Here is a 24,757-nt window from a genome sequence, read left to right as displayed (position 1 = left end):
CAATGCCCGTCGACCCGATGCTGTCCGCGTACAGCGACCTGGTGTTCAAGGCCGCGGTCGCGGTCTACACCATCGCGATGCTGATGCACGCCGTCGAGTACGTGCTGGCCCGCACGACCGCGCCGGTCCCGGCGCTCGCGGGCGCCTCCGCCGAGGGTGAGGTGGGCGGGACCCTCACCGCGACGCCGCCGGACGGCGAGCGGGCCGTTCCCGCGGGCGGGCGGACCCGGTCGGACCGCTTCGGCGGCATGGCCGTGTCGCTGACCGTGCTGGGCGTGCTCCTGCACGTCGGCGCGATCGTGCTGCGCGGGCTGGCGGTCGGGCGCTGGCCGCTGGGCAACATGTACGAGTTCGCGTCGGCGATCGGGCTGGCCGCCGTCGTCACGTGGCTCGTGGTGCTGCGTCGCACCCCGTCGATCCGCCGGGTCGGCGCGTTCGTGCTGCCGCCCGTGCTGATCCTGCTGTACCTGGCCGGGACGGTGCTCTATGCGCAGGCGGCCCCGGTCGTCCCGGCGCTGCAGTCCTACTGGCTGATCATCCACGTCACCACGGTCACGATCGCGTCCGGCCTGTTCCTGGTGGCGGGCTTCGCGAGCATCGCCTACCTGCTGCGACGGTCGGGGAAGCTTTCCGGGTTCACCGCGAAGCTGCCCTCGGTCGAGGCGCTGGACCGGCTCGCCTACCGCATCTCGGCCGTCGCGTTCCCGCTGTACACGTTCGCGGTGATCGCGGGCGCGATCTGGGCCGAGGCGGCCTGGGGCCGGTTCTGGGGCTGGGACCCGAAGGAGACGGTCGCCTTCATCGCGTGGGTCGTCTACGCCGCGTACCTGCACGCCCGGGCGACCGCCGGCTGGCGCACCACCGGCGCCGCGTGGATCAACGTCCTGGGCTTCGCCACCGTCATGTTCAACCTGTTCTTCATCAACATGGTCGTGGCCGGGCTGCACTCGTACGCGGGGCTCTGAGCGCCGCCGTCGCATCGGGCGGGCGCCCCCCGTGAGTGGTTCGGATCCCGTCTTCTCGCACAAGACCGTTTCCACGACTACGGTCGGCAACCGTGAGCGAGCGAGAGCCGGACCAGCTGCCTGACGGCTCGGTGGGCCGGTACGTCCGGGAACGCTGGGCCGCGGCGGGCCGGCCGCCGTCGGGTCGGTCGCGCCGGACGACACCGCTGACACCGTCGCCCCGGGCGCGGCCGGACATCGAGACCCGGCCCGTCGAGGACGATGCCCCCGCGGCCGCTCCTGCGGAGGACGGCCCGGCCGCCGAGCACCCCCCGGTGAGCGGCCACGCGGCGTCGCAGGTCACCGAGCAGGAACGGACGAACGGGAGCCACGCCCAGGTTCCCCCGCCGGTCGACCCGGCTCGACGCCCGGAGCTCGGCTTCCGCCGGGACTCCGAGGCCTGGGGGGTGGTCCCGGACACCGGGGACTGGGGTGCGGCGCTGCTCGACGAGGACCTCGAGGACGACCTGGCCGACGTCCCGGCCCCGGACGACACCCGGACGCCGCCTGAGGGGACCGAGCAGCAGGGGCAGCACCGGCCCGCAACGGACGAGCACACCGGCCCGCAGGTGGCGACGAGCTCGGGCCGGCACAGCGGCGTCGGCTACTCGCACGTTCCCGCCGCCCACTCCCCGGCCCCGCAGGCGCCGCCCCCCCATGCCCCCGCAGCCGAGGCAGCGGCGACGCAGGAGTGGCGGCCCCGGCCGCAGCGCCGTCCGGAGCCGCCTCGTGCGGAGCCGGCGTACCGCGAGGAGCCGGCCGAGCAGCCCGAGACGCCCTCGTCCGCCTGGCCCGGGATCCCTGCCCGACTCGACCTGCCCGCGCAGACCGCCGAGGCGTCCGTCGACACCGGCGCCCACGCCGCGCCGTCGCCGGCCCCGGCCCGCGATCCGGCCGCCCGTCCGGCCGACGGGACGCACGTCGGTGCCCGGCCCGCCGAGCCGGGCGAGCAGAGCCGGGCGACGCGGGGCGTCGGGCGCTGGACGGACCCCGGGGCCGTCGCCGCGCAGGAGGCGCACCGCGCCCGCACGGCGGAAGCGGCCCTGACCGACGATGCGGCCCTCTCCTCGGCGCGGTTGCTGCGGCCGTCGAAGCGGCCGCCGCAGTCCGGCTGGCGCAAGCTCCTGTACCTGCTCACCGGCCGGATGCTCAACCCCGGCGAGAGCCCCGCGGACGTCCGCAAGCGCGAGCTCACGGCGCGGGTCAACCAGCCGCTGCTGGGCTGCCACAAGATCGCCACCCTGAGCCTCAAGGGCGGGGTCGGCAAGACCACGATCACCGCGACCCTCGGCGCCACCTTCGCGTCGCTGCGCGGGGACCGGGTGGTGGCGGTCGACGCCAACCCGGACCGCGGCACGCTCAGCCAGAAGATCCCGCTGGAGACCAGCGCGACGGTCCGGCACCTGCTCCGCGACGCCCAGCGGGTCCGCCGCTACACCGACGTCCGGGCCTACACCTCACAGGGCGCGTCCCGGCTCGAGGTGCTGGCCAGCGAGCAGGACCCGGCCGTGTCCGAGGCCTACAGCGAGCGGGACTACCGCCGTACGGTCACCCTGCTCGAGCACTTCTACAACATCGTCCTGACGGACTGCGGCACCGGACTGATGCACTCCGCGATGTACGGCGTGCTCGGCGTCGCGGACCAGCTGATCATCGTCTCGTCGGGCTCGATCGACGGCGCTCGCAGCGCGTCGGCGACGATGGACTGGCTGGACGCGCACGGCCATCAGGACCTCGTCCGCAACGCCGTCGCGGTGATCAACTGCGTGCACCGGAGCGCGGGCGGGGTGGATCTGCAGCGGGTGGCGGAGCACTTCTCGGGCCGTTGCCGGGCGGTGGTGCAGATCCCGTTCGACGCACATCTCGAGGAGGGCGCGGAGGTGGACCTGGAGCGGCTGGACCAGGCGACGCAGATCGCGTTGCTGGAGCTCGCGGCGTCCGTGGCGGACGGCTTCCCCTCCTGAGGTGAGGGGCGTGACCCCGCAGGCGGGATCGCGGTGGGGGAGCGACCTGGTCCCGGGGTCGCGGACGCGACCCCGGGAGGGATCTGCTCAGGGCGAGGGCGGGTCCTCGGGACGCTTGATGGACTCGTCCAGGTGCCGCAGGAAATCGGGATCGTCGTCCGGGCCGGTGGCGCGCGGTCGACGCGCCGCCGGGGCGGACTGCTGGGCGGTACCGCCCGGTACCTCGGCGCGATCGGTCTGCATCGCCCGCCACAGCAGCAGGGCGATGATCGCGGCGCCGGCGAATGCGATCAGGAACAGCATCAACCACCACCTCCGCAGTCGAGCGTAGCGGAGGAAGGGCAATGCCCGGGTAAAGCGACCGTCATCGGGTGACGCCCGATACCAGGGGTCGGCCGGGCCGCGGTGCCCCTCGGCGGAGCCCCGGACGAGACGACGAGCCGGGACCCGGTCGCCATGACCGGGCCCCGGCTCGCGTCGTCGTTCAGGGGTGGCGCGTCGGCAGCGTCGCCTCACTGGTGAGGTCCGCGAGCATGCCGCGCACCTCGGACTCCCGGAAGCGCCGGTGGCCACCGGGCGTCCGGATCGATCCGATCCGTCCGGCCGAGGCCCAGCGGGTCACGGTCTTCGGATCGACGCGGAACAGGGTGGCGACCTCACCTGGGGTGAGGAGCCGCTCGTTTCCGGTCGTGGTCGGAGCAGACATCCAAAGCCTCCGCATCGTCGATTACCGGGCCATCGTGACACCTGGGACCCCGGGTACTCGAACGGTTGGGCGGAGGTAAAGGGCTCTTAAAGGGCAAAACGGACGCAAGGGCCCGATCCGCGGAACGCCGCGCCTCGAGAACGAACACCGCCCGCCCGGAGTTCCCGCGCCGCGACGAGGGTCCCCACCTGCGGCGACGCGACACGCGCGGGCGTCGTACCCTCGACCGCATGAGCACGTCCGACGACTCCGGCACCCCGCACGCCGCACCCGGCCTCGCGTCCACCCTGGCGCTCTACGCGCTCGCGCGAATCGCCCTCGTGGGCGTCATCGCGGCGCTGCTGTCGGTCGCCGGGGTCCCGCTGCTGCTGTCGGTCCTGCTGGGCCTGATCGTCGCGCTGCCGCTGTCCCTGGTGGTGTTCCGGTCCCTGCGCGCGCGGCTGGACCTGGCGCTCGGGGAGGCGCGTCGGCGACGTTCCGCCGAGCGCGAGTCCCTGCGCTCCCGGCTGCGGGGCGAGGAGCTGCGGGGCGAGGAGCCCCGGCCCGCGGACCTCGGCGCGGCCGGTACCGGCGGCGACGGCATCCGCGGCGAGGAAGGGCAGCCCTCAGAACAGCGCGCCGAGCGCGAGGCCGACGCCGGTCGCGGCTGACCAGGCCAGGAGCGTCAGCCCGGTGTCCTTGAGCACCTTGATCAGCTTCCGGCCGTCCGCCCCGGCCAGCACCCGGCGGACGAGCCCGACCGCCAGCGGCAACGCCAGCAGCCCGAGCAGCATCGGCCAGCTGCGGATCCCGGCGCCGATCGAGAGCAGGAACGGCAGGACGACCAGCGCCGCGTAGAGCCGGCGCGTGTCCCTGTCCCCGAGCGTGACGGCGAGCGTGCGCTTGCCGGAGACCTCGTCCGTCGCGATGTCCCGGACGTTGTTCGCGACCAGCACGGCGCACGTCAGGAACCCGACGGCCACCGAGCACACGACGGCGAGCGGCCCGATCGAGCCCGCCTGCGTCAGCGTCGTCCCCAGCACCGCGACCGGGCCGAAGAACACGAACACCGCGACCTCGCCGAGCCCCGCGTAGCCGTAGGGCCGCTTGCCGCCGGTGTAGAACCAGGCCCCGGCGATGCAGACGGCGCCGGCGGCGATCATCCACCACGCCTCCGACAGCGAGACCAGCGTGAGCCCGGCCAGCGCCGCGATCGCGAAGCAGACCAGCGCGGCCGTGCGGACCGCGGTGGGCGCGGCCACCTTCGACCCGACGAGCCGCATCGGCCCGACGCGGTCGTCGTCCGTCCCGCGGATGCCGTCGGAGTAGTCGTTGGCGAAGTTCACGCCGATCACCAGGGCGACGGCGACGACCAGCGCCAGCATCGCCCGTCCGATGTCGACGGTGCCGGATCCGATGGCGGCGCCGGTGCCGACGAGGACGGGGGAGACGGCGGTGGGGAGGGTGCGGGGTCGTGCGCCCTCGACCCACTGCGACAGCGTGGCCACACCACGAACCTAGTCCGTCGGTGCCCCGGAGCCCGCGCCGGAACCGCAGGATGTGACGTGCCCCGCGCCCGGCAGGGCGGCCGCGACGACGAACTGACCTGCGCCGATCCGCACCCACGCGTCGCCGGAGCCGGCGAGGCACTCCACGGGGACGCTCGCGTGCTCTGCGGCGATCCCCACGATCGAGGCGGCGGCGTCCGGAGCCGCGCGCACCGTGACGAGGCCGTCGGCGCTCTCCTGCGAGTCGCCCACCGCGACGACCTTGGAGAGCCGCAGCGAGCCCGTCCACAGGTAGTCGACGGTGACCTGCGAGTTGTCCTTCAGGCCGAGCGCGTCCCAGAAGACGCCGTCGCCGAGGTCGATCCCCGCGGGGTTGACGAGCTTGCGGCCGAACTGGTCCTTGCCGCCGTTGTAGCCCGTCCTGAACGCGGCCTGGGCCTGCGGCGTCCCCTGCGGGAGGTTCTTCCACTCCTGGCGCTGGGCGGGCGGGTTCCAGTAGTCGTCCCGGGTGTTCCAGGGGCCGATGTCCCAGACCGGCGCGAACGCGCAGCGGCCGTTGGGTGCGCAGACCTTCACCGAGTAGTCGCTGGTGCCCCGCGGGGAGAGCGCGCGCCGGGACGGAAGGGCCACGAAGTGGTCCCGGTTCACGATCCTGTGGCCGTTCGCGGTGGTGCCTCCGACCAGCCCCTCACGGGTCGCGAAGACCGAGTAGCGGAGCGCGAGGGCCTCCGTGACGGCGCTCTCTGTCGTCGCCGCCGCGGGCCCGGCGGTGAGCGTGACGTCCCGGACGACGGGCCGGGCAGCCGGGTCCGCCGCCGATCCGGTGAGCACGAGCCGTCCCTGCATGACGTCCGTGGCCTCGGGCAGGGCGGCCGTGCCGGCGTTCGTCCCGGTGGTCGTCGACGGGATCCACTCGGTCCAGCTCCCGTTCGCGCGCTTCCCCCGGACGTCGACGGACGCCGTGGTGCCCTCGGGCACGTCCGCGTCCAGGACCGAGTCGACCCGACTGGTGGGCCGCTCCAGTGTGCGCAGGCCGAGGGTGAGCAGGCCGGTCGGGACAAGGGCCGGGCTGTCGGTGACGCCCTCGGCCTGGGCGGACGCCGAGTCCTGCGGGGCGAGGTAGGCGGACGAGGGGTCCAGGCCGGCGGCACCGTCGCGGGTCGTGACGCCCGCGGCCTCCCCCGTCGCGAGGCTCTCCCGCCAGCTCGCCGGCGCGGCCGTCGTCTCCGCCGCCGACGCCGGCACCACGCCGCCCGCACACAGCGCCCCGACGAGGACCGCAGTCAGTACGGCCCTGCGTGTCAGTACGGCCGTGCGCACCTGCATCCACATCTCCGTTCCCCGCGACTCGTGTGAAACCTGTGACGGCAGGTGAGGAAGTGCCGCTTGGGACGCAGCACATCGGATGACCCGGTAATGGTCAAGAAGCGGAGAGTGAGCGACCTGATGGGGTGTAGCCGGAAGTCACCTGGTCGGGTCGTTTGGAATGTGCACAGGGGTGAGGGCGAGCAGAGCGGCCACGGCCCGGCGGTCCGGCTTGCCGATCCCGCGCACCGGCAGCTCGTCCAGGAACAAGAACCGACGGGGCACCGCGGCCCGCCCCTCGGCGGCCCGCACGGCGTCCCGCAGCGCCACCTCGTCCGGCACCGGGCCGCTCGGCACGACGGCCGCCGCCACGAGCGAGCCCCACTCCGGGTCCGGCACGCCGACCACGCACGCCGCGCCCACGCCCGGCTGCGCCGCCAGCACCCGCTCGACGGCCGCGGGGGCCACCTTCTCCCCACCCGTGACGATCATGTCGTCCGCCCGGCCGAGGACCCGGACCCGCCCGTCGACGATCCGGCCGACGTCCCCCGTGCGGAACCAGCCGCCGGCGAAGCTGTCGGCGGTGAGCCCGGGGTCGCCGAGGTAGCCCCGGGCGAGCGTCGGCCCGCCCAGCAGCAGCCGCCCGTCCTCCGCCACCCGGACGTCGACGCCGTCGAGCGGGACGCCGTCGTAGACGCAGCCGCCGCAGGTCTCGCTCATCCCGTAGGTCGTGACGACGCGGATCCCGGCCGCCTCCGCCCGCTCGCGCAGGGCGGGGGCCAGCGCAGCGCCGCCGACCAGCACCGCGTCGTAGCCGGCGAGCGCGTGCAGCGCGGCGCCGGCGTCGGCGAGGATCCGCAGGAGCTGCGTCGGGACCAGGCTGACGTAGCGGCGCGCGCCGTGCGGCAGCCGCCGCGTCGCGCGGACGAACCCGGCCGGCCGGAACCCCTCGCGGACGTCCTGGACCACCGGTGGCTGCCCCGCAAGCAGCGCGCGCAGCACCACCTGCACCCCGGCGACGTGGTCCGCGGGCAGGGCGAGGACCCAGCGGCCGGGGCCGCCGAGCCGGGCCTCGGTCGCGCGGGCGGACGCCGTGAGCGCCGCGGCCGTGAGCATCACGTACTTGGGCTCGCCGGTGGAGCCGGACGTCGCGATGACCACGGCGACGTCGTCGGGCACCTCCGCCGCCGGCCCCTCGGCGAGCCCGGGCACGACCGCGGGCCCGCTGCCGTCGAGCGCCGCGGCGAGGGCCCCGATCAGGTGCTCGACGCTCTCCGGGGTCCCGTCGACGGCGAGCGCGCGCAGCTCCCGCACGTCAGTAGTGCCAGGGGTAGGGCGACCAGTCCGGCTCCCGCTTCTGCAGGAACGAGTCCCGGCCCTCTACGGCCTCGTCGGTCATGTAGGCCAGCCGGGTCGCCTCGCCCGCGAAGAGCTGCTGGCCGACCAGGCCGTCGTCGATCAGGTTGAAGGAGTACTTCAACATGCGCTGCGCCTGCGGGGACTTCCCGTTGATCTCCTTCGCCCACTGCAGCGCGGTGGCCTCGAGCTCGGCGTGCGGGACGACCTCGTTCACCGCGCCCATCTCGTGCATCTGCTGCGCGGTGTAGGTCCGGCCGAGGAAGAAGATCTCGCGGGCGAACTTCTGGCCCACCTGGCGGGCGAGGTAGGCCGAGCCGTAGCCGCCGTCGAACGAGCCCACGTCGGCGTCCGTCTGCTTGAACCGCGCGTGCTCGGCGCTGGCCAGCGTCAGGTCCGCGACCGCGTGCAGCGAGTGCCCGCCCCCGGCGGCCCACCCCGGGACGACCGCGATGACGACCTTCGGCATGAACCGGATCAGCCGCTGGCACTCGAGGATGTGCAGCCGCCCGGCGCGCCCGGGGTCGACGGTGTCCGAGGTCTCGCCCGAGGCGTACTGGTAGCCGCTGCGTCCGCGGATCCGCTGGTCGCCGCCGGAGCAGAAGGCCCAGCCGCCGTCGCGCGGTGAGGGGCCGTTGCCGGTCAGCAGCACGCACCCGACGTCGGAGGAGGTGCGCGCGTGCTCGAGGGCGCGGTGGAGCTCGTCGACCGTGTGCGGGCGGAACGCGTTGCGGATCTCGGGCCGGTCGAACGCGATCCGCACGGCACCCGTGTCCACCGCCCGGTGGTAGGTGATGTCGGTGAAGCCGAAGCCGGGGACCTCACGCCACGCGGTGGGATCGAACAGCTCGGAGACGGATCCGGATGCCGGTGCACTCACGCCCCGGACACTAACCCCAGCGGGGTCGGTGATCAGTCCGGGACCTTCTCGCGGCGCAGCCGCCCGCCCTCGGCCTGCAGCGCCGCCATGAGGTCGTCGGGCAGCGGACGGCCCGCGGGCAGGGCGTCGACGATCAGCGCCGCGACGTCGCGCAGCTTGCGGTTGGACGCCTGCGACGCCGCGACCAGGAGCTGGAAGGCGCGCTCGTCGTCGCAGCCGTGGGTCAGCATCAGCATGCCCTTGGCCTGCTCGATCGTCGGCCGGCTGCGCAGCGCGCGCTCGAACTGCTCCGCCCGCTCGCGCAGCCCGGACTGCCAGCGCTCGACGACGCCGTCGAGCTCCGCGACGTAACCCGTCAGGGCCACCACCTCACCGTCCGGGGCCCGCTCGCCCTCGCCGACCACGATCACCTGGCGCTCGACGGAGGACATGAGCCGGAACCCGGTCCCGAAGGGCCGGTTCTCGCCGACGGGCACCGTGACGACGGACGCCTCGGGCCGGTCCTCGGGATGACGGTCGGCGAGCAGCTCGGCCGGGTGCAGCGACCCGTCGCCGGACCACTCCCACTGGCCGCTGCGCAGGTCGAGACGGAAACGGCCGACCCACTCGGCGGGGGACGATCCGCTCAACGCGTCGAGTCCGACTCCGTACCGGGAGTCGGGGCGGGCCTCGATCGGGCGTGCGGGATCGAGGGCGTCGGGCATTGGGCACCTGTCCAGCGGTCTCGGTCTGTGAAGGGACCGCGGGCCTCGCTGCTGGACCTGCTCCGGAGGACGTTACCAAGCGGCGCACCCGTCCCCGGTGACCGACTCCCCGACACGACGAGCCGGCGCCCCGGCCCTCGGCGAGGGGAGGCGCCCGCGAATTGACCGGTGGTGTGTGGCATGTCACCCTCGGCGGGTGCGACGACGCGGCGGTGCATGCCGGGAGAAGGATCTCCGGGTATGAAGGCGCCGAGCCGGTGAAGGCACTGGGGCAGACCGAGACCGTCAACGCGCAGGTGCTCGCCGCGCTGCGCACCGCCGTGATCACCGGCGAGCTGGCACCCGGCACCCTGCACTCCGTCCAGACCCTGGCCACCCAGCTGGGGGTGTCCCGCACCCCGGTGCGCGAGGCGCTGATCAAGCTCGCCCAGCAGGGCATGGTCCGGTTCGAGCGCAATCGCGGCGTCCGGGTGCTGCAGACGTCGCTGCACGACCTCGAGGAGGTCTTCGCGCTGCGGCTGCTGCTCGAGCCGGCCGCTGTGCGGCGCGCCGTGACGCGGATGGACGAGTCCACGCGCAAGGAGCTCCGCAAGCTCTTCGCGGCGATGCAGAAGGCCGCGAAGGCGGACGACGAGTTCACGATGCTGGGCCACGACCGCCGCTTCCACCGCGTCGTCCTGGAGGCCTCCGGGAACACCCGGCTGGCCACCTACGTCGACGGGCTGCGGGACATGGTGCTGCGCCGCGGCGTCTCGACCGCTCGGGAGTCCCGCAGCCTGGACGACATCGTGACCGAGCACGCCGAGATCCTCGCGCTGATCGAGGCCGGGGACGCGGACGGGGCGGCGGAGGCCATGCGTGTCCACGTCCAGCACACGGCGGAGCTGCTCATCGCGCAGGAGGCGGGTGCCGGCACCGGGGTCCTGGACATCGACCTGGGGTGGACGAACCCCGCCTGAGGGATGCGCACATGCGCACCGATTGACGGGTGGCATGCCACATGCCACCGTTCGGGGGCATCGCGTGTGACGCACGCGACCCCTCAGTGCCGAAGGGACCACGATGGCAACTGCGAACAAGCTCAGCGTCATCCCGTGCGGGGCCATGCACGCCGACCTGACGTTCCTCCTCCTCAAGCCGGGGGTCAGCATCAAGACCCGCTCCGACAAGGAGGACAAGATCAGCTGGGTGGAGGTGCCGACGCACTGCGTCCTCGTCGAGACCGACGAGGGCAAGCTGCTGTGGGACACCAGCTGTCCGTCGGACTGGGAGACCCGGTGGAAGCCCACCGGGCTGCAGGAGTTCTTCCCCTACGACCAGGTCGACGACGACGAGTACCTCGACGCCCAGCTCAACAAGATGAACGTCGGCCTCGACGAGATCGACTACGTCGTGCTCTCCCACCTGCACTTCGACCACGCCGGCAACGCGCAGATGTTCAAGAACACGAACGCGAAGCTGATCTGCTCGGACAAGGAGAAGGAGTTCGCACTCAACTTCGAGGGCGACTTCAACGGGGCCCACCTCAAGGCGGACTACGAGGGACTGAACTGGGAGACCGTCTCGGGCGACGTCGAGATCCTGCCCGGCGTGAAGCTGATCCAGGCCCCGGGCCACACCGTCGGCACCATGTCCATGCAGGTCGACCTGCCGGACTCGGGAACGATGATCTTCACGTCGGACGCGGTGTACATGGGGGAGAGCTACGGCCCGCCCGCCGCCCCCGCGGCCATCGTGAACAACCTCGAGCAGTGGTTCCAGTCCGTCGAGAAGCTCCGCGGCATCCAGGAGAAGACCGACGCGACGATGGTCTTCGGGCACGACGCCCGGCAGATCAAGGAGCTGCGCAAGGCTCCGGAGGGTTCGTACACGTGACGTACCCGGCTGATGTGCAACTGACCGAGGAGACGATCTTCACCTGGGGTGCCCCGCCGTTGAAGTTCGGCGCCGGGGCCATCGACGAGGTGGGCTTCGAGCTGTCCGGCTACGGCGTCAAGCGGGTCCTGATCGTCACCGACCCGGGGATCAACGCCCTGGGCGCGCCGCAGCGGCTCGCGGACAACCTCAAGCGCTACGACATCGATTCGGAGATCTTCGACGGCGTGCACGTCGAGCCGACCGACGACTCGATGAACAAGGCCACCGAGTACGCCCGCGTGCAGGGCCCGTGGGACGGCTTCGTCGCCGTCGGCGGCGGTTCGGCGATCGACACCGCGAAGGCGATCAACCTGCTGACCAGCCACCCCGGCGAGCTGATGGACTACATCAACAAGCCGATCGGCAACGCGAAGGTGCCGCCGGGCCAGCTCAAGCCGCTGATCGCGGTGCCCACGACGGCCGGGACCGGCTCGGAGTCCACCGCGATGTGCGTGCTGGACATCCTGTCGATGAAGGTCAAGACCGGGATCAGCCACTGGCGGCTGCGCCCGACCCTGGCCGTGATCGACCCGCTGCTGACGATGTCCCTGCCGCCGGAGGTCACCGCGGCGTCCGGGATGGACATCGTCTGCCACGCGGTGGAGAGCTACACGGCGCGGTACTACACCACGTTCGACCGCAAGCAGCCCGAGGAGCGGGTGACCTACTGCGGCTCGAACCCGGTGTCCGACCTCTGGTGCGAGAAGGCGATGTCCCTGCTCGCGCAGTCCTTCCGGGACGCGGTGCACCGCGGCGGGGAGGACCTCGAGGCGCGGTCCAACATGATGATGGCCGCGACCTTCGCGGGCATGGGCTTCGGCAACTCCGGGGTGCACATCCCGCACGCCAACGCCTACCCGATCGCGGGCATGGTGAAGGACTACCGGCCGGCGGGCTACCCGCAGGACGAGCCGATGGTCCCGCACGGGCAGTCCGTGTCCCTGACCGCGCCCGAGGCGTTCCGGTTCTCCTTCGAGAGCGCGCCGGAGCGGCACCTGCGGGCCGCGGAGCTGATGGACCCGCGCGCGGACAAGCACAACGATGCGCGCGAGCAGCTCCCGTCGGTGCTGGTCCGGCTCATGCGAGACATCGGGATCCCGAACGGGATCGGCGGCGTCGGCTACACCGAGGCCGACGTCCCGGACCTCGTCCCGGGGACGATGAAGCAGCAGCGGCTGCTGGCGACCTGTCCGAAGACCCCGTCCGAGGACGACATCGCCGACATCCTCACGAAATCCGTCGAGAACTGGTGACCCTGTGAGTGCGTAGCAGCGCCAGAGCGCTGCTACGCACTCACGACCCCTAAGGACCTGCCGAAATGCCGATCTACGTATACCGGTGCGAGTGCGGCACGCGCTTCGAGCACCTCGCCTCCATGACCGACACCGCGGCGCCGGGCTGCCCGGTCTGCGGCGGAGAGACCCACAAGGTCCCGGCCGGCTTCTCCCTGGGCGGCCAGGCGAACGCGGGGCTGTCGAAGGACGAGATGCCACAGACCTGGCGCGGCGTCTACGACGGCAACTCCGAGTACATCGACCGGATGCGCCGGACGTGGGACGGCCGGCAGAAGCTCGAGGAGAAGTACCCCGAGATCGCCGGCGACCAGCGGCCGATCCTCGCCCACGAGGGCAAGTTCCACAACGCGCCGCTACGGGCGGGAGACATCCAGCTCTCGGGGACCGCTCCGACGCCGGGGCACGGCCACGGACACGGTCACGGGCACTCGCACGCGCCCGCGCCGAAGAAGGCGGACCCGCCCGCCTCGAAGGCCACTCCGTCCACCTCGTCAGACTGACGGCGTGAGCGTGCACGACCCCGTCACCAGTACCGACCGAATCGCCGGTCTCGCCGCCGACCTGAGGGCCGCCGTCGGCGGCGACGTCCGGTTCGACGACGCCCACCGCGCGATGTGGTCCGCGGACGCGTCCAACTACCGGAAGGTGCCGATCGGCGTCGTGGCCCCGCGGGACGCCGCGGACGTCGAGGCGGCGATGGCGGTCTGCCGGGCGCACGAGGTCCCGGTGCTGCCGCGCGGCGCCGGGACGTCCATCGCCGGGCAGGCCGTGAACACCGCGGTCGTGCTGGACTTCCGCAAGTACCTCAACCGCATCCTCGAGGTGGACCCGGACGCCCGCACCGCCCGCGTCGAACCCGGGGTGATCTGCGACGACGTGCGGGACGCCGGGGCGCCGCACGGGCTCACGTTCGGCCCGGACCCGTCGACGCACAACCGCTGCACGATCGGCGGGATGATCGGCAACAACGCCTGCGGCTCGCACTCCGTGGCCTGGGGCAAGACGGTCGACAACGTCCACGCGATGGACGTGCTCACCTACCGCGGCGAGCGGCTCACCCTGGGCCGGGGCCAGTCCACCGGCGCGATCCCGGAGCGGCTGCGCGCCCTCGGCGAGCGCTACGCGGACGAGGTCCGCACGAGCTTCCCGGACCTCACCCGACGCGTCTCCGGTTACAACCTGGACCAACTTCTGCCCGGCGGCGAGATCGACCTGGCGAAGGCCATGGTCGGCACCGAGGGCACCTGCGCCACCGTGCTGAACGCGACGGTCCGGCTCGTCGAGTCGCCGCCCGTGCGTGCGCTCGCCGTCCTCGGCTTCCCGGACGCCTACATCGCCGCGGACAACGTGATGGTCGTCCGCGAGCACTCGCCGCTGACCATCGAGGGCATGGACGCCGGGCTGATCGCGGCCCTGCGCGCGTCGAACCCGGTGGAGACGGCGAGCCGCGCGCTCCCGCACGGCGGCGGCTGGCTCTACGTCGAGACGGGCGGGCAGACCCGGGCCGAGGCCGAGGCGGCCGCGCAGGCCGTCGCCCGCGCGATGAAGCCCTACGGCGCGTCGAGCCTGGTGGTGAGCGACCCGGCGAAGATGAAGGCGCTCTGGCGGATCCGCGAGGACGGCGCCGGCATCCTCACCCGCAGCCCGGACGGCGGCGAGGCCTGGCCCGGCTGGGAGGACGCCGCGGTGCCGCCGGAGAAGTTCGGCGCCTACCTGCGCGAGTTCGACGCGGTGCTGGAGCGGCACGGCCGCAAGGGCGTCTACTACGGCCACTTCGGCGACGGCTGCCTGCACGTCCGCATCGACTTCGACCTGCTCAGCAAGCCCGGCATCGCGAACTTCCGCGCGTTCATGGAGGACGCGGCGGACCTCGTCGTCGCGCACGGCGGGTCGCTCTCCGGCGAGCACGGGGACGGCCGGGCCCGGTCCGAGCTGCTGGACCGGATGTACCCGCAGACGATCATCCGGGCGTTCGAGGAGTTCAAGGGCATCTGGGACCCGGACGACCGGATGAACCCGGGCTGCATCGTCCGCTCCGCCCGGCTCGACGAGGACCTGCGGGTGTTCGTCGGGATGCCCACGATCCAGGACACCCCGCAGCTCGCGTTCACCCACGACCGCGGCAGCTTCACCCGCGCGACCCGCCGCTGCCTGGGCGTCGGCAAGTGCGTGACCGCGCACGGCGGCGTGATGTGCCCCAGTTACCGGGCCACCGGGGAGGAGATGCACTCGACGCGCGGCCGGGCGCGGCTGCTGTTCGAGATGGCCAACGGCGAGGTGATCGACGGCGGCTGGCAGAACGACGCCGTCGCCGAGGCCCTCGACCTCTGCCTGTCCTGCAAGGGCTGCAAGCGGGACTGCCCGGTCGGCGTGGACATGGCGGCGTACAAGACCGAGTTCCTCGCCCAGCGCTACCACCGCAAGCTCCGCCCGGCGTCGCACTACTCGATGGGCGCGCTGCCGCGGTGGATGAGGCTGGTGGGGATGCTGCCGGCCGGCGTCGTCGACGGGATCAACGCTCTCGCGCGCGTCCCGTGGCTCGCCGGGATCGTGAAGCGGGCCGGCGGGATCGCGCCCGAGCGGGACATCCCGGAGATCGCGCGGGAGACGTTCACCACGCGCGCCCGGGCGGACTCGATCATCGAACGCGGCCCCGTGGCGCCCGCGCCGCGCGGCCGGATCCTGCTCTGGCTGGACACCTTCACCGACCACTTCGACCCGGACGTCGCCGAGGACGCCGTCGCGGTGCTCACCGCGTTGGGCTACTCGGTCGAGCTGCCGCCGCGCGGCGTCTGCTGCGGGCTGACCTGGACGTCGACCGGGCAGGTCGGCGCGGCGCGGCGGGTGCTGCGGCGCAGCCTCAGGACCATCGAGCCGTGGTTGTCGGCGGGCGTCCCGGTCGTCGGGCTGGAACCGTCGTGCACCGCCGCGCTGCGGGCGGACGGCGCGGAGCTGCTCCCGGCGGAACCTCTGGCCGCGGCCCTCGCGGGCGGGGTGAAGACCTTCGCCGAGCTGCTGGCCGAGCATCTCGACGAGCTGCCCGGCCTCGTCGTCGGCGGGAGCCGGCGGGCGCTCGTGCAGGTGCACTGCCACCAGCACGCGGAGCTCGGCGCGGACGACGACCGCGCGGTCATGCGGGCCCTCGACGTCGAGGCGGAGGTGCTGGACTCGGGCTGCTGCGGCCTCGCCGGGAACTTCGGGTTCGAGAAGGGCCACTACGAGGTGTCGATGGCGGCGGCGGAACGGGTGCTGCTGCCGGCGGTCCGGTCCGCGGACGCGGACGTCGAAGTGCTGGCGGACGGGTTCAGCTGCCGCACCCAGCTGCGGCAGGCCGGGACCCGGGAGCCCGTGCACCTCGCGCAGCTCGCGGCGCGTGCGCTGGGGCTGCGGCCGGCCCGCTCCGAGCATTGAGCCGTTCACCCGCCACCGGGCCGGCCCCGACCGGTACGGACCTCGCGATCCGGTCAGGATGGGACGCACGGCACGGACGGGTGGAGGAACGCTCGCGGGCGGACGGCCGTTGAACGGTGAACGAGCACGACGATCCCCGGGAGAGGCATGTCCGTCGAATCACGCAGCGTCCTCGGCGTCGTCGAGCCGGACGTGGGGCGGGCCCCCCTGACCCGGACGTTCGCCCTGGTCGGTACCGCGGGCGCGGCGATCGCGGTGGTGCTGATCCTCGGGCTGCACCTCGTCGCGACGAACGTGGACCCGATCCGCCGGACGATCAGCGAGTACGGCCTCGGTCCCTACAAGCCCGTGTTCGACGTCGGCGTGCTCGCCCTGGCGCTCGGCACGGTCACCGTGACCGTCGCCGCGGTGCGGGCCCGGTTGTTCCGGGCCCTCTCCGCGCCCACGGTGCTGCTCGCGCTGTTCGCGGTCGGGATGTGCACCGTCGTCGCGTTCGAGAAGACGAACTGGTCGGTCGGCCCGAGCGTCGGCGGCTACATCCACCGCTACGCCAGCCTGGTCGCGTTCCTCGCGATGCCGGCCGCCGCGATCACGATCGGCCACCGCTTCGGACGGGACGCCCTGTGGTCCCGGTTCGCCGCGTGGACCCGCCGGCTCGGCGTCGTCGCCTACCTGTGGTTCGCCTGGATACTCGGCGGCTTCCTGCTGCGCCCCCTGACCGGCCGGAGCTGGTGGCAGGCGATCCCGCTCGGCCTGGTCGAGCGCGGGCTGGCGCTCACCGAGGTGCTGGTCGTCGTGGTGCTGGCGCTCTGGGCACTGGCCGCGGCCCGACCCCGCGCGGTCTCCCCGTTGCCCCCGCGATCGGCAGAGCCGAAGATCGGGTGATGGGTGACGGAACTCGGGCACTGGTGCTCGGCGGCGGCGGGATCACGGGGATCGCCTGGGAGATCGGCCTGCTGGCCGGCCTCGCGGAGAAGGGCGTGGACCTGACGGACGCGGACCTCGTCGTCGGCACCTCCGCGGGGTCGGTCGTCGGCGCGCTGGTGGCGACCGGCGCGGACATGCAGGAGCGGTACGAGGCCCAGCTCCGGGACGCGCGCGGCGAGATCGCCTCGCGGATCGGGCCGAGGCTGATGGTCCGGCTGGCCCTCGCCGTCGTCGGTGGTCCGCGGGAGCCCCGGGCGGTGCGGGCCCGGATCGGCAAGCTGGCCCTGGCGGCCGAGACGGTGCCGGAGAGCGAGCGCCTCGCCGTGATGCGGCAACGCCTGACCACCCACGAGTGGCCGGAGCGGGAGCTGCTGGTCACCGCCGTCGACGCCGTGACCGGGGAGTTCCGGGCGTTCGACCGCACCTCCGGCGTGTCCCTGGTCGAGGCCGTCGCGGCGAGCTGCGCGGTGCCGGGTGTCTGGCCGCCGGTGACCGCGCTCGGCACCCGCTGGATCGACGGCGGCATGCGCTCCATGGCGAACCTGGACCTGGCGGGCGGCTACGACTCGGTCGTCGTGCTGGCCCCGGCCGTCCGGGGCGTGGGCCCGATCGCCGGAGTCGAGGCCCAGGCCGAGGCGTTGCGGGTGCGGTCGCGGGTGTGCGTCGTCTCGCCGGGGGAGATCGCCGTCGAGGCCATCGGGAAGAACGTCCTGGACCCGGCGCGGCGGGCACCGGCGGCGCGGGCCGGGCGGGCGCAGGCGTCCGCGGTGCTCGACGAGGTGAGGGCCGTGTGGACGGGCGCGGATTCCCCCGTGTGACGAGGCCTGCCACCCGGTTCGGCAGGGCGCCCCCAGGGGTAACCGCCCAGCATGGTTCCTTCGATCATGCTCAACAACGGCGTCGAGATCCCGCAGCTCGGCTTCGGCGTCTTCCAGATCGACCGGGGCGACACCGCGGCGGCCGTCAGGGCGGCGCTGGATGCGGGCTACCGGCACATCGACACCGCGCAGATGTACGGCAACGAGCGGGAGGTCGGGCAGGCGATCGCCGAGTCCGGCATCCCGCGCGACGAGATCTTCGTCACGACCAAGCTGAACAACGACCGGCACGGGCACGACGACGCGATCAAGGCGCTCGACGAGAGCCTGGACAAGCTCGGCTCCGACCACGTGGACCTCTACCTGATCCACTGGCCGCGCCCGAAGGAGAACCGCTTCGTCGAGACCTGGAAGGCGTTCGAGGAGCTGCAGAGCGACGGCCGGACCCGCGCGATCGGCGTCTCGAACTTCCAGATCCCGCACCTGGAGCGGCTCGCCGCCGAGACCGCGACCGTGCCGGCCGTCAACCAGGTCGAGCTGCACCCGCGGTTCCCGCAGGCCGAGCTGCGCGCCTACCACCGCGAGCACGGCATCGCGACGGAGGCGTGGAGCCCGATCGGCGGCCAGGGCAGCGACCTGCTGTCCGAGCCGGCCCTGCAGAGCCTCGCGTCGAAGTACGGGAAGACCCCGGCGCAGATCGTGCTCCGCTGGCACATCCAGCTCGGCGACATCGTGATTCCGAAGTCCGTGACCCCGTCGCGGATCAAGGAGAACATCGACGTCTTCGACTTCGAGCTCGAGCCCGGGGACATGGACGCGGTCGACGCGCTGAACACCGGCGAGCGCAAGGGCCCGAACCCCGACGACTTCGGCTGAGGCCGGTTTCACACCCGATGTGACGCAGTCCTGTCCCGGGCTGCGCGGCCCGGGGCAGGTCGCTACCGTCGGACCGATGTTGGCAATCACCGATACCGCGGCCGAAGCCATCAAGTCGCTGACCACGGATGCGGAGCTGCCCGACGGCGGCGGCCTGCGCATCGCGGCCACCGACCCCGAGCAGGGTCTCGAGCTCTCGCTCGCGGCCCAGGCGGACCAGAGCGACACCGTCCTCACCGGCGAGGGGCTCAACGTCTTCCTCGAGCCGTTGGCGGCGGAGGTCCTGGAGGACAAGGTCCTCGACGTGCAGCCCTTCACCAACCCCCAGGGCGAGGAGGAGCTGCGCTTCGCGATCGGCCCGCAGGCCGAGGAGCCGGCCGCTCAGACCTGACCCGCACGACGCCCGACCGGGGCGGCTCTCGACCCGCACGGGCGAGAGTCGCCCCGTCCCTTCCGCGAGTCGGCACTTCCCGTCGCGCGAGTCGGCGTTTCCGGTCGTCCGAGTCCGCTCGTGCGGGTCAGCGCGTGACGAGCCCCCGGGCGCCGCGGGTCGACAGCGCCAGCGCGACCACCACCGACACCACCGCCAGCCCCGCCAGGCCGGGCGTGAAGCCGTGTCCCGCGCCGACCAGCGACAGCAGCACCGGGATGCCGAAGCCGAGGTAGGCGCACGCGTAGAAGGTCCCGGTGAGGGCGCCCCGACGGGCCGGCCCCGCCAGTCGGGCGACGAGCGTGAGGCCCGTCGCGAGGCAGATCCCGTATGCGACGCCGAGCAGCAGGGACACCGGCAGCAGCAACGGCCACGCCCCGGTGAGGTCCGCGAGCAGCCCGAGGGCGGTGCCGGCGGCGCCGAGGCCCAGCCCGATCGCGCCCGCCCATGCGGAACCGATGTGCCGCACCAGGGGCTGTGCGAGGACACCCGTGCCCAGCGTGATCCCGGAGACGATGCCCGTCACCGCGACGCCGACACCGGGCATCACGGGGCCCAGCTCGAGCGGGAGGACGTTGACCGCGGTCGACGGGTAGGCGAACACCCCGATCGCGATCGGCACGACCACCAGTAGGAACGGGCGCCGGGCGAGCGCCGGCACGCCGAGGTTCACGGCGGGCCCGCCGATGCGCCTGTGGCCCGGCGGCACCGTCTCCGGGATGTGCGGCAGCAGCGCGACCGCGGGCAGCATGAGCGCGACGTGCACGAGATAGGGCAGGACCGTCGGCCACGGAGCCCACTGGCCCAGCAACCCGGACGTCAGCGGGCCCAGCGCCCAGCCACCGCCCAGCGCCGCGGTCGTGAGCCGGGCGGAGCGGGCGGACAGGTCGTCGTCGGACCCGGCGGCCATCAGCTCACCGAGCCACGCCGTGCCGACGCTGAACACCACCCCGGACACCGCACCCTGCAGGAACCGGCCCGCGAACAGCACCCACACCGAGGCGGGCACGGCCAGGAACAGCAGCGAGGTCACCACGGAGAGCAGCACGAACGGCACCACCACCCGCGGGCGGCCCAGCCGGTCCGACGCCGGCCCGGCGAGGAGCAGCGCCGGCACGAGCCCTGCGGCGTAGACGCCGAAGGCGCCCGTCAGCGACGTCGGGGTCAGGCCCAGGGCGTCCCGGTAGAGCAGGAGGAGCGGGGTGGGGACGTTCGTCCCGTACGCGACGGCGAACACGACCGTCCACAGGGCGACCCAGGGCGGCACCGCGCGTCGTCGCACGTCCCGGACCGTACGCCCTACAGCTCGGTGAGCCGCCCGGACTCCACATGCCAACGGCGGGTGGCGCGGACCGTGTCCAGCATCCGGCGGTCGTGGGTGACCAGCAGGACCGTGCCGCCGAAGTCGTCGAGCGCCTGTTCCAGCTGCTCGATCGCGGGCAGGTCCAGGTGGTTCGTCGGCTCGTCGAGGACCAGCAGGTTGACCTCGCGGGCCTGCAGCAGCGCCAGGGCCGCCCGGGTCCGCTCGCCCGGGGAGAGCGACGCCGCCGGGCGCGGCACGTGCTCGCGGGTCAGGCCGAACTTCGCCAGCAGCGTGCGGACCTCGGAGTCCGGCCAGTCCGGCACCGCCCGGCCGAACGCCGTCACCAGCGGCTCGTCACCGAGGAACAGGCCACGGGCCTGGTCGATCTCGCCGACCCGCACCCCCGAGCCGAGCCCTGCGTAGCCGGACTCCACCGGGATCCGGCCGAGCAGCGCGCCGAGCAGCGTGGACTTGCCGGCTCCGTTCGTGCCGGTCACGACGACCCGGTCCGCCCAGTCCACCTGGGTCGTGGCCGGGCCGAACACGAAGTCCCCGCGCTTCACGACGGCCGCGTCCAGCCGGGCCGCGACGGACCCGGAACGCGGCGCGGACGCGATCGTCATCCGCAGCTCCCACTCCTTGCGGGGCTCCTCGACGACGTCCAGCCGCTCGATCATCTTCGCCGTCTGCCGGGCCTTCGCGGCCTGCTTCTCGCTGGTCTCGGCCCGCTTGTTCTTGCCGATCTTGTCGTTGTCCTTCGACTTCCGGCGGGCGTTGCGCACCCCCTGCGCCATCCAGTTGCGCTGCATCTGGGCGCGGTCCTTGAGGCCGCCGAGCTTGTCGTCGTACTCCTCGTAGGCCTCGCGGGCGTGCAGCCGCGCCACCTCGCGCTCGGCGAGGTAGCTGTCGTAGCCGCCGTCGTAGACGCCGACCCTGTGCTGGTGCAGGTCCAGCTCGACGACCCGGTTCACGGTGCGGGCCAGGAACTCGCGGTCGTGGCTGACGATCACGGCCGGCGACCGCAGCCCCTGGACGAACCGCTCCAGCTGCTCCAGGCCGTCGAGGTCCAGGTCGTTGGTGGGCTCGTCGAGGAGGAGCACGTCGTAACGGGACAGGAGCAGCGCGGCGAGCCCGGCCCGGGCGGCCTGGCCGCCGGAGAGCGCGGTCATCGGGGTGTCCAGCGGGACACCCAGCCCGACGTCCGCGGCCACCTCGGCGGCGCGTTCCTCCAGGTCCGCGCCTCCGAGGGCGAGCCACCGGTCCAGCGTCGCGGCGTAGCGCTCGCCGTCCCCGCCTGCGGCCAGCTCCTCCGCGGCGGCGTCCATGTCCGCCTGCGCCGCGCTCACCCCGGTCCGCCGCGCGACGTAGGCGGCGACCGTCTCGCCGGGCGTCCGCTCGGGTTCCTGGGGGAGGTGCCCGACGGTGGCGTCCGGCGGGCTCAGTGCAATGCCCCCGTCCTCCGGGGCGTCCTCGCCGGCGAGCAGCCGCAGCAGTGTCGACTTTCCGGCGCCGTTGACGCCGACGAGCCCGATGACGTCGCCGGGGGCGACGACGAGGTCGAGCCCGGAGAACAGGACGTGGGAACCGTGGCCGGCCGAGAGGTCGGTGGCCTGGAGGGTCGCGCTCACCGCTCTCCCTCGCTCCGCGAGCTCGGCGCTGCGCGCGGGCGCTGTGACATTGATTCGCTCGCAAGCTCGCTCATGACCCTTGTGACTCTAATCCGCGCCCCCGAGCGGGTCCGACGCGCGGGCGCATAGTGTCGCCTTCGTGAATCCTTCGACGGCGCAGGCCACGGTGGTGATCGATGAGCTCGTCCGCGCCGGCGTCACCGACGCCGTGTTGTGCCCCGGCTCGCGCAACGCCCCGCTCGCGTTCGCCCTGCACGCGGCGGACGCGGCCGGTCGGCTGCGTCTGCACGTGCGCATCGACGAGCGCTCGGCCGGGTTCCTGGCCCTCGGCCTCGCGCTGCGCTCGGGCCGCCCGGTCCCGGTCGCGACGACGTCCGGCACGGCCGTCGCGAACCTGCACCCCGCGGTCCTCGAGGCGTCACACTCCGGGGTCCCCCTGGTCGTGCTGAGTGCGGACCGCCCGCCGGAGCTCATCGGCACCGGCGCGAGCCAGACGGTCGAGCAGCCCGGAATCTTCGGCACGGCGGTGCGGCTGGCCGTCACCACCGCGGTCGCGACGAGCGCCGCCGGTCAGCAGGCGCGTTGGCGCTCCACCGTCGACCGGGTCGTCGCGACCGCCACCGGCATCCGCGGGGGCCTGCCCGGCCCGGTGCAGCTGAACCTCCCGTTCGCGGAACCGCTGGTGCCCGATGCCGATCCGGCCTGGTCCGAGCCGCTCGACGGGCGTGCGGACGGCCGGCCCTGGACGGCCGTCGGCCGCGTCCGCGCCGACGTCCCGCCGCTGCCGCTGGACCCCGCCGCGCCGACCCTGGTCCTCGCCGGTGGCGGCGCCGGGGTGCACCCGGCGCTGCTGGGCGGGGCACCGCTCGTCGCGGAGCCCTCGTCCTCGCTGTGGGGGCACGCGCTGCGCGCCGGGCCCTGGCTGCTGGAGGAGCCCGCGTTGAAGCCCGCGCAGGTCGTCGTCGTCGGGCGCCCGACGCTGCACCGGCCGGTCCAGCGGCTGCTCGCGAACCCGGACGTCGCGGTCTACGCGGCGGCGGACCCGCGCGGCGGGCAGTGGACGGACGTCCCGGCGACGGTCCGCGCGGTCGGTTCGGTCCCGCCGCTGGCCCCTCCCGGGGACTGGGCGGACCGCTGGAAGGCGGCCGACGGCGCCGCGTCCGCCGCCCTGGACGCCGCGCTCGACGAGGGCACGCCGCGGGGGCTGCGCCTGGCCCGGGACCTGCTCGGCGCGCTCCCGGCGGGCGCCCAACTGGTGCTCGGCTCGTCGAACCCGGTGCGCGACGTGGCCCTCGCCGCGGTGCCCCGGGCGGACGTGACGGTGCTGTCCAACCGGGGCGTCGCGGGCATCGACGGAACCGTCTCTACGGCCGTCGGCGCCGCGCTGGCGCACCCCGGCCCGGCCTACGCGCTGCTCGGGGACCTGACGCTGCTGCACGACACGACCGGCCTGCTGATCGGCCCGGACGAGCCGCGGCCGGACCTCACGTTCGTGGTGCTCAACGACTCCGGCGGCGGCATCTTCTCGTTGCTGGAGCAGGGTGCGCCGGCGCACGCGACGTCGTTCGAGCGGGTCTTCGGAACCCCGCACACCACGGATCTGCGCGCGCTCGCGGCGGCGTTCGGGGCCGCGCACGTGCTCGCCGACGGCCCGCTCGCGCAGGACCTCGGACCCGCGCGGGGGCTGCGGCTGCTCGAGGTGCGCGCCGAGCGCGGGACGCTGCGCGAGGGGCACGCCGCGCTGAGGGCCGCGGTGCGCGCCGCCGTCGCCGCGGCCGGCTGACGGGGGTGTCCGGTAACGGACCCCGCGACGGCGTCGACAGAGGTGCGGAGCCTGCGCGCTCCCGGCCGGCCCGACCCCGCGGACCTGCCGCCCCTCCTCCCCACGAGGCGCCGGTGATCCCCAGCACCCGCACCCCGGTCACGACCCGCGTCGTGACCCGCGCCGTGACGCGCCAGCTCCCCGCCGGCAGCGCGCGGGCCTTCGCCCTCGAATGCGCCGCGCTCGTCGGTGCGGCCGTGGCCTTCGGGCTGTTCGTGAGCTCCGCCGAGCCGTCGCTGCAGGTCTCCGCCGTGATCGTGACGGTCGGCGGTGCGATCGCCACCGTGCTGATCGCGCTCGCGGGGCACGCCTCCGGCAGCCGCCGCGCCGGGCGGATCGCGGCCGCCGTCGCCGGCGCCGCGGTGCTCGTCCCGCTGCCGCGGGCGCTCGGGCTGTCGATGCGGCACGGGCTGTGGCCGCTGGTCGGGGCGGTCGGCATGTTCTGCGTCGTCGTGCTGCTCGCGCTCGCCGTGCGACGCCGCTCGGCCGCGGTCACCCCGGTCGTCGCGATCACCGCCGCGGTCCTGGGGGTCGCGATCGTCGTGGCGGGGATGACGGCCTCGCTGGCGCCGGATCTCCGCGCCCCGGCCCGCCTGGCCGGCACCGCGGACCTGCTCGCCTGGTCCGGCGCGGGTGCCGCGGGGGTGCTGGCCGTCCTCGCGGGGCTGCGCCGGGACCGGCCGCTCCTGCGCCGGACCGGGCTCGCGTTCGTCGCCCTCGCGAGCGCGCACGCCGCGGAGCTCGGCCCGGACGGCGCGACCGGCGGGCTGTCCGTCTCGCTGCACCTCGCGGGCGTCGCGGCGATGCTCGGGGCGGGGGTGCCGTTCCTGCTCAGCTCGCGGCGGGGGAGCGCGGCTCCGGGACCGCGGCCGGAGCTCAGCCGGTAGGGGCCGTCGTCGGATGGAGTGACTCGGGGAGCGAGCT

23 protein-coding genes are annotated in these 24,757 nt (G+C 73.8%); 14 read left to right on the top strand and 9 right to left on the bottom strand.

The window, feature by feature from the left end:
* Positions 1-2: 2 nt before the first annotated feature.
* Both ccsB and JWP64_RS02665 read left to right on the top strand, forming a co-directional pair.
* Entirely contained in the window at positions 3-965 is a 963-nt protein-coding gene (ccsB, locus tag JWP64_RS02670; protein WP_297491849.1) for a c-type cytochrome biogenesis protein CcsB, read from the top strand.
* Between the two features lie 836 nt (positions 966-1,801).
* On the top strand, positions 1,802-2,968 hold the full coding sequence (locus tag JWP64_RS02665) for a MinD/ParA family protein (protein ID WP_297491970.1): 1,167 nt from the start codon (positions 1,802-1,804) through the stop codon (positions 2,966-2,968).
* Positions 2,969-3,055: 87 nt separating this feature from the next.
* On the opposite strand, the gene JWP64_RS02660 is transcribed toward JWP64_RS02665, so the two are convergent.
* Both JWP64_RS02660 and JWP64_RS02655 read right to left on the bottom strand, forming a co-directional pair.
* On the bottom strand, positions 3,056-3,271 hold the full coding sequence (locus JWP64_RS02660) for a hypothetical protein (RefSeq protein WP_297491847.1): 216 nt from the start codon (positions 3,269-3,271) through the stop codon (positions 3,056-3,058).
* A gap of 181 nt (positions 3,272-3,452) precedes the next feature.
* The gene (locus tag JWP64_RS02655) at positions 3,453-3,674 is read right to left on the bottom strand and encodes a BldC family transcriptional regulator (RefSeq protein ID WP_297491845.1); all 222 of its coding nucleotides are present in this window, start codon (positions 3,672-3,674) and stop codon (positions 3,453-3,455) included.
* Between the two features lie 230 nt (positions 3,675-3,904).
* Here JWP64_RS02655 and JWP64_RS02650 point away from each other — a divergent pair, with 230 nt between their 5' ends.
* Positions 3,905-4,324 carry a DUF4229 domain-containing protein gene (locus tag JWP64_RS02650; protein WP_297491843.1) on the top strand — a complete coding sequence of 140 codons (420 nt, stop codon included), beginning with the start codon at positions 3,905-3,907 and terminating at the stop codon, positions 4,322-4,324.
* Here JWP64_RS02650 and JWP64_RS02645 read toward each other — a convergent pair.
* The 5 genes from JWP64_RS02645 to JWP64_RS02625 form a co-directional block, all read right to left on the bottom strand.
* On the bottom strand, positions 4,280-5,161 hold the full coding sequence (locus JWP64_RS02645) for a 1,4-dihydroxy-2-naphthoate polyprenyltransferase (protein ID WP_297491841.1): 882 nt from the start codon (positions 5,159-5,161) through the stop codon (positions 4,280-4,282). The two genes, JWP64_RS02650 and JWP64_RS02645, sit on opposite strands and share 45 nt — an antisense overlap.
* 9 nt (positions 5,162-5,170) lie before the next feature.
* Complete coding sequence (locus JWP64_RS02640) at positions 5,171-6,487, bottom strand: hypothetical protein (protein ID WP_297491839.1); 1,317 nt, start codon at positions 6,485-6,487, stop codon at positions 5,171-5,173.
* Positions 6,488-6,625: 138 nt separating this feature from the next.
* Entirely contained in the window at positions 6,626-7,771 is a 1,146-nt protein-coding gene (gene menE, locus JWP64_RS02635; protein WP_297491968.1) for an o-succinylbenzoate--CoA ligase, read from the bottom strand.
* A 10-nt stretch (positions 7,772-7,781) separates the two neighbouring features.
* Entirely contained in the window at positions 7,782-8,702 is a 921-nt protein-coding gene (locus tag JWP64_RS02630; protein WP_297491837.1) for a 1,4-dihydroxy-2-naphthoyl-CoA synthase, read from the bottom strand.
* A 32-nt stretch (positions 8,703-8,734) separates the two neighbouring features.
* Positions 8,735-9,406: an ANTAR domain-containing protein gene (locus tag JWP64_RS02625; RefSeq protein ID WP_297491835.1), complete on the bottom strand. Its 672-nt coding sequence runs from the start codon at positions 9,404-9,406 to the stop codon at positions 8,735-8,737.
* Positions 9,407-9,663: 257 nt separating this feature from the next.
* Between JWP64_RS02625 and JWP64_RS02620 the strand changes: the two genes are divergently transcribed.
* From JWP64_RS02620 to JWP64_RS02580, 9 genes are all read left to right on the top strand, one after another.
* Positions 9,664-10,365 carry a GntR family transcriptional regulator gene (locus JWP64_RS02620; RefSeq protein WP_297491833.1) on the top strand — a complete coding sequence of 234 codons (702 nt, stop codon included), beginning with the start codon at positions 9,664-9,666 and terminating at the stop codon, positions 10,363-10,365.
* A gap of 103 nt (positions 10,366-10,468) precedes the next feature.
* Positions 10,469-11,281, top strand: coding sequence for an N-acyl homoserine lactonase family protein (locus tag JWP64_RS02615; protein WP_297491831.1), 813 nt, complete (start codon positions 10,469-10,471; stop codon positions 11,279-11,281).
* The gene (locus JWP64_RS02610; protein WP_297491829.1) at positions 11,278-12,576 is read left to right on the top strand and encodes a hydroxyacid-oxoacid transhydrogenase; all 1,299 of its coding nucleotides are present in this window, start codon (positions 11,278-11,280) and stop codon (positions 12,574-12,576) included. The genes JWP64_RS02615 and JWP64_RS02610 overlap by 4 nt, the downstream gene beginning before the upstream one ends.
* A 65-nt stretch (positions 12,577-12,641) precedes the next feature.
* On the top strand, positions 12,642-13,118 hold the full coding sequence (locus JWP64_RS02605) for a zinc ribbon domain-containing protein (RefSeq protein WP_297491827.1): 477 nt from the start codon (positions 12,642-12,644) through the stop codon (positions 13,116-13,118).
* Between the two features lie 10 nt (positions 13,119-13,128).
* The gene (locus JWP64_RS02600) at positions 13,129-16,029 is read left to right on the top strand and encodes an FAD-binding and (Fe-S)-binding domain-containing protein (RefSeq protein ID WP_297491966.1); all 2,901 of its coding nucleotides are present in this window, start codon (positions 13,129-13,131) and stop codon (positions 16,027-16,029) included.
* 147 nt (positions 16,030-16,176) lie between these two features.
* The gene (locus tag JWP64_RS02595) at positions 16,177-16,914 is read left to right on the top strand and encodes a DUF998 domain-containing protein (protein ID WP_297491825.1); all 738 of its coding nucleotides are present in this window, start codon (positions 16,177-16,179) and stop codon (positions 16,912-16,914) included.
* A complete protein-coding gene (locus JWP64_RS02590; protein ID WP_297491823.1) occupies positions 16,914-17,774 on the top strand; it encodes a patatin-like phospholipase family protein in 861 nt (286 codons plus the stop codon). Before JWP64_RS02595 ends, JWP64_RS02590 begins: the two co-directional genes overlap by 1 nt.
* A 51-nt stretch (positions 17,775-17,825) precedes the next feature.
* Positions 17,826-18,650 carry an aldo/keto reductase gene (locus JWP64_RS02585; protein WP_297491821.1) on the top strand — a complete coding sequence of 275 codons (825 nt, stop codon included), beginning with the start codon at positions 17,826-17,828 and terminating at the stop codon, positions 18,648-18,650.
* A gap of 76 nt (positions 18,651-18,726) precedes the next feature.
* Positions 18,727-19,041: an adhesin gene (locus JWP64_RS02580; RefSeq protein WP_297491820.1), complete on the top strand. Its 315-nt coding sequence runs from the start codon at positions 18,727-18,729 to the stop codon at positions 19,039-19,041.
* Between the two features lie 127 nt (positions 19,042-19,168).
* Here the strand turns inward: JWP64_RS02580 and JWP64_RS02575 are convergent, their stop codons facing one another.
* The gene (locus JWP64_RS02575; protein ID WP_297491818.1) at positions 19,169-20,362 is read right to left on the bottom strand and encodes an MFS transporter; all 1,194 of its coding nucleotides are present in this window, start codon (positions 20,360-20,362) and stop codon (positions 19,169-19,171) included.
* A 17-nt stretch (positions 20,363-20,379) separates the two neighbouring features.
* Positions 20,380-22,011: an ABC-F family ATP-binding cassette domain-containing protein gene (locus JWP64_RS02570; protein ID WP_297491815.1), complete on the bottom strand. Its 1,632-nt coding sequence runs from the start codon at positions 22,009-22,011 to the stop codon at positions 20,380-20,382.
* Positions 22,012-22,150: 139 nt separating this feature from the next.
* Here JWP64_RS02570 and menD point away from each other — a divergent pair, with 139 nt between their 5' ends.
* Together menD and JWP64_RS02560 are read left to right on the top strand one after the other, a co-directional pair.
* Entirely contained in the window at positions 22,151-23,794 is a 1,644-nt protein-coding gene (gene menD / locus JWP64_RS02565; protein WP_297491812.1) for a 2-succinyl-5-enolpyruvyl-6-hydroxy-3-cyclohexene-1-carboxylic-acid synthase, read from the top strand.
* 113 nt (positions 23,795-23,907) lie between these two features.
* Positions 23,908-24,720, top strand: coding sequence for a hypothetical protein (locus tag JWP64_RS02560; RefSeq protein ID WP_297491810.1), 813 nt, complete (start codon positions 23,908-23,910; stop codon positions 24,718-24,720).
* Positions 24,721-24,757 lie beyond the last annotated feature (37 nt).

This window comes from Pseudonocardia sp., from assembly GCF_025465255.1.
In the GTDB taxonomy this organism is placed as follows: Bacteria; Actinomycetota; Actinomycetes; order Mycobacteriales; family Pseudonocardiaceae; genus Pseudonocardia.
Note: the sequence above shows the minus strand (reverse complement) of the source record. Positions and strands in the feature narration are given on the sequence as shown.

Excerpts from the sequence above, each read along its gene's own strand:
- JWP64_RS02615 (WP_297491831.1), top strand. The coding sequence starts at position 10,469 with ATGGCAACTGCGAACAAGCTCAGCGTCATCCCGTGCGGGGCCATGCAC.
- JWP64_RS02660 (WP_297491847.1), bottom strand. The coding sequence starts at position 3,271 with ATGCTGTTCCTGATCGCATTCGCCGGCGCCGCGATCATCGCCCTGCTG.
- JWP64_RS02650 (WP_297491843.1), top strand. The coding sequence starts at position 3,905 with ATGAGCACGTCCGACGACTCCGGCACCCCGCACGCCGCACCCGGCCTC.
- JWP64_RS02625 (WP_297491835.1), bottom strand. The coding sequence starts at position 9,406 with ATGCCCGACGCCCTCGATCCCGCACGCCCGATCGAGGCCCGCCCCGAC.
- JWP64_RS02585 (WP_297491821.1), top strand. The coding sequence starts at position 17,826 with ATGGTTCCTTCGATCATGCTCAACAACGGCGTCGAGATCCCGCAGCTC.
- JWP64_RS02655 (WP_297491845.1), bottom strand. The coding sequence starts at position 3,674 with ATGTCTGCTCCGACCACGACCGGAAACGAGCGGCTCCTCACCCCAGGT.
- JWP64_RS02595 (WP_297491825.1), top strand. The coding sequence starts at position 16,177 with ATGTCCGTCGAATCACGCAGCGTCCTCGGCGTCGTCGAGCCGGACGTG.
- ccsB (WP_297491849.1), top strand. The coding sequence starts at position 3 with ATGCCCGTCGACCCGATGCTGTCCGCGTACAGCGACCTGGTGTTCAAG.
- JWP64_RS02590 (WP_297491823.1), top strand. The coding sequence starts at position 16,914 with ATGGGTGACGGAACTCGGGCACTGGTGCTCGGCGGCGGCGGGATCACG.
- JWP64_RS02605 (WP_297491827.1), top strand. The coding sequence starts at position 12,642 with ATGCCGATCTACGTATACCGGTGCGAGTGCGGCACGCGCTTCGAGCAC.
- JWP64_RS02640 (WP_297491839.1), bottom strand. The coding sequence starts at position 6,487 with ATGCAGGTGCGCACGGCCGTACTGACACGCAGGGCCGTACTGACTGCG.
- JWP64_RS02580 (WP_297491820.1), top strand. The coding sequence starts at position 18,727 with ATGTTGGCAATCACCGATACCGCGGCCGAAGCCATCAAGTCGCTGACC.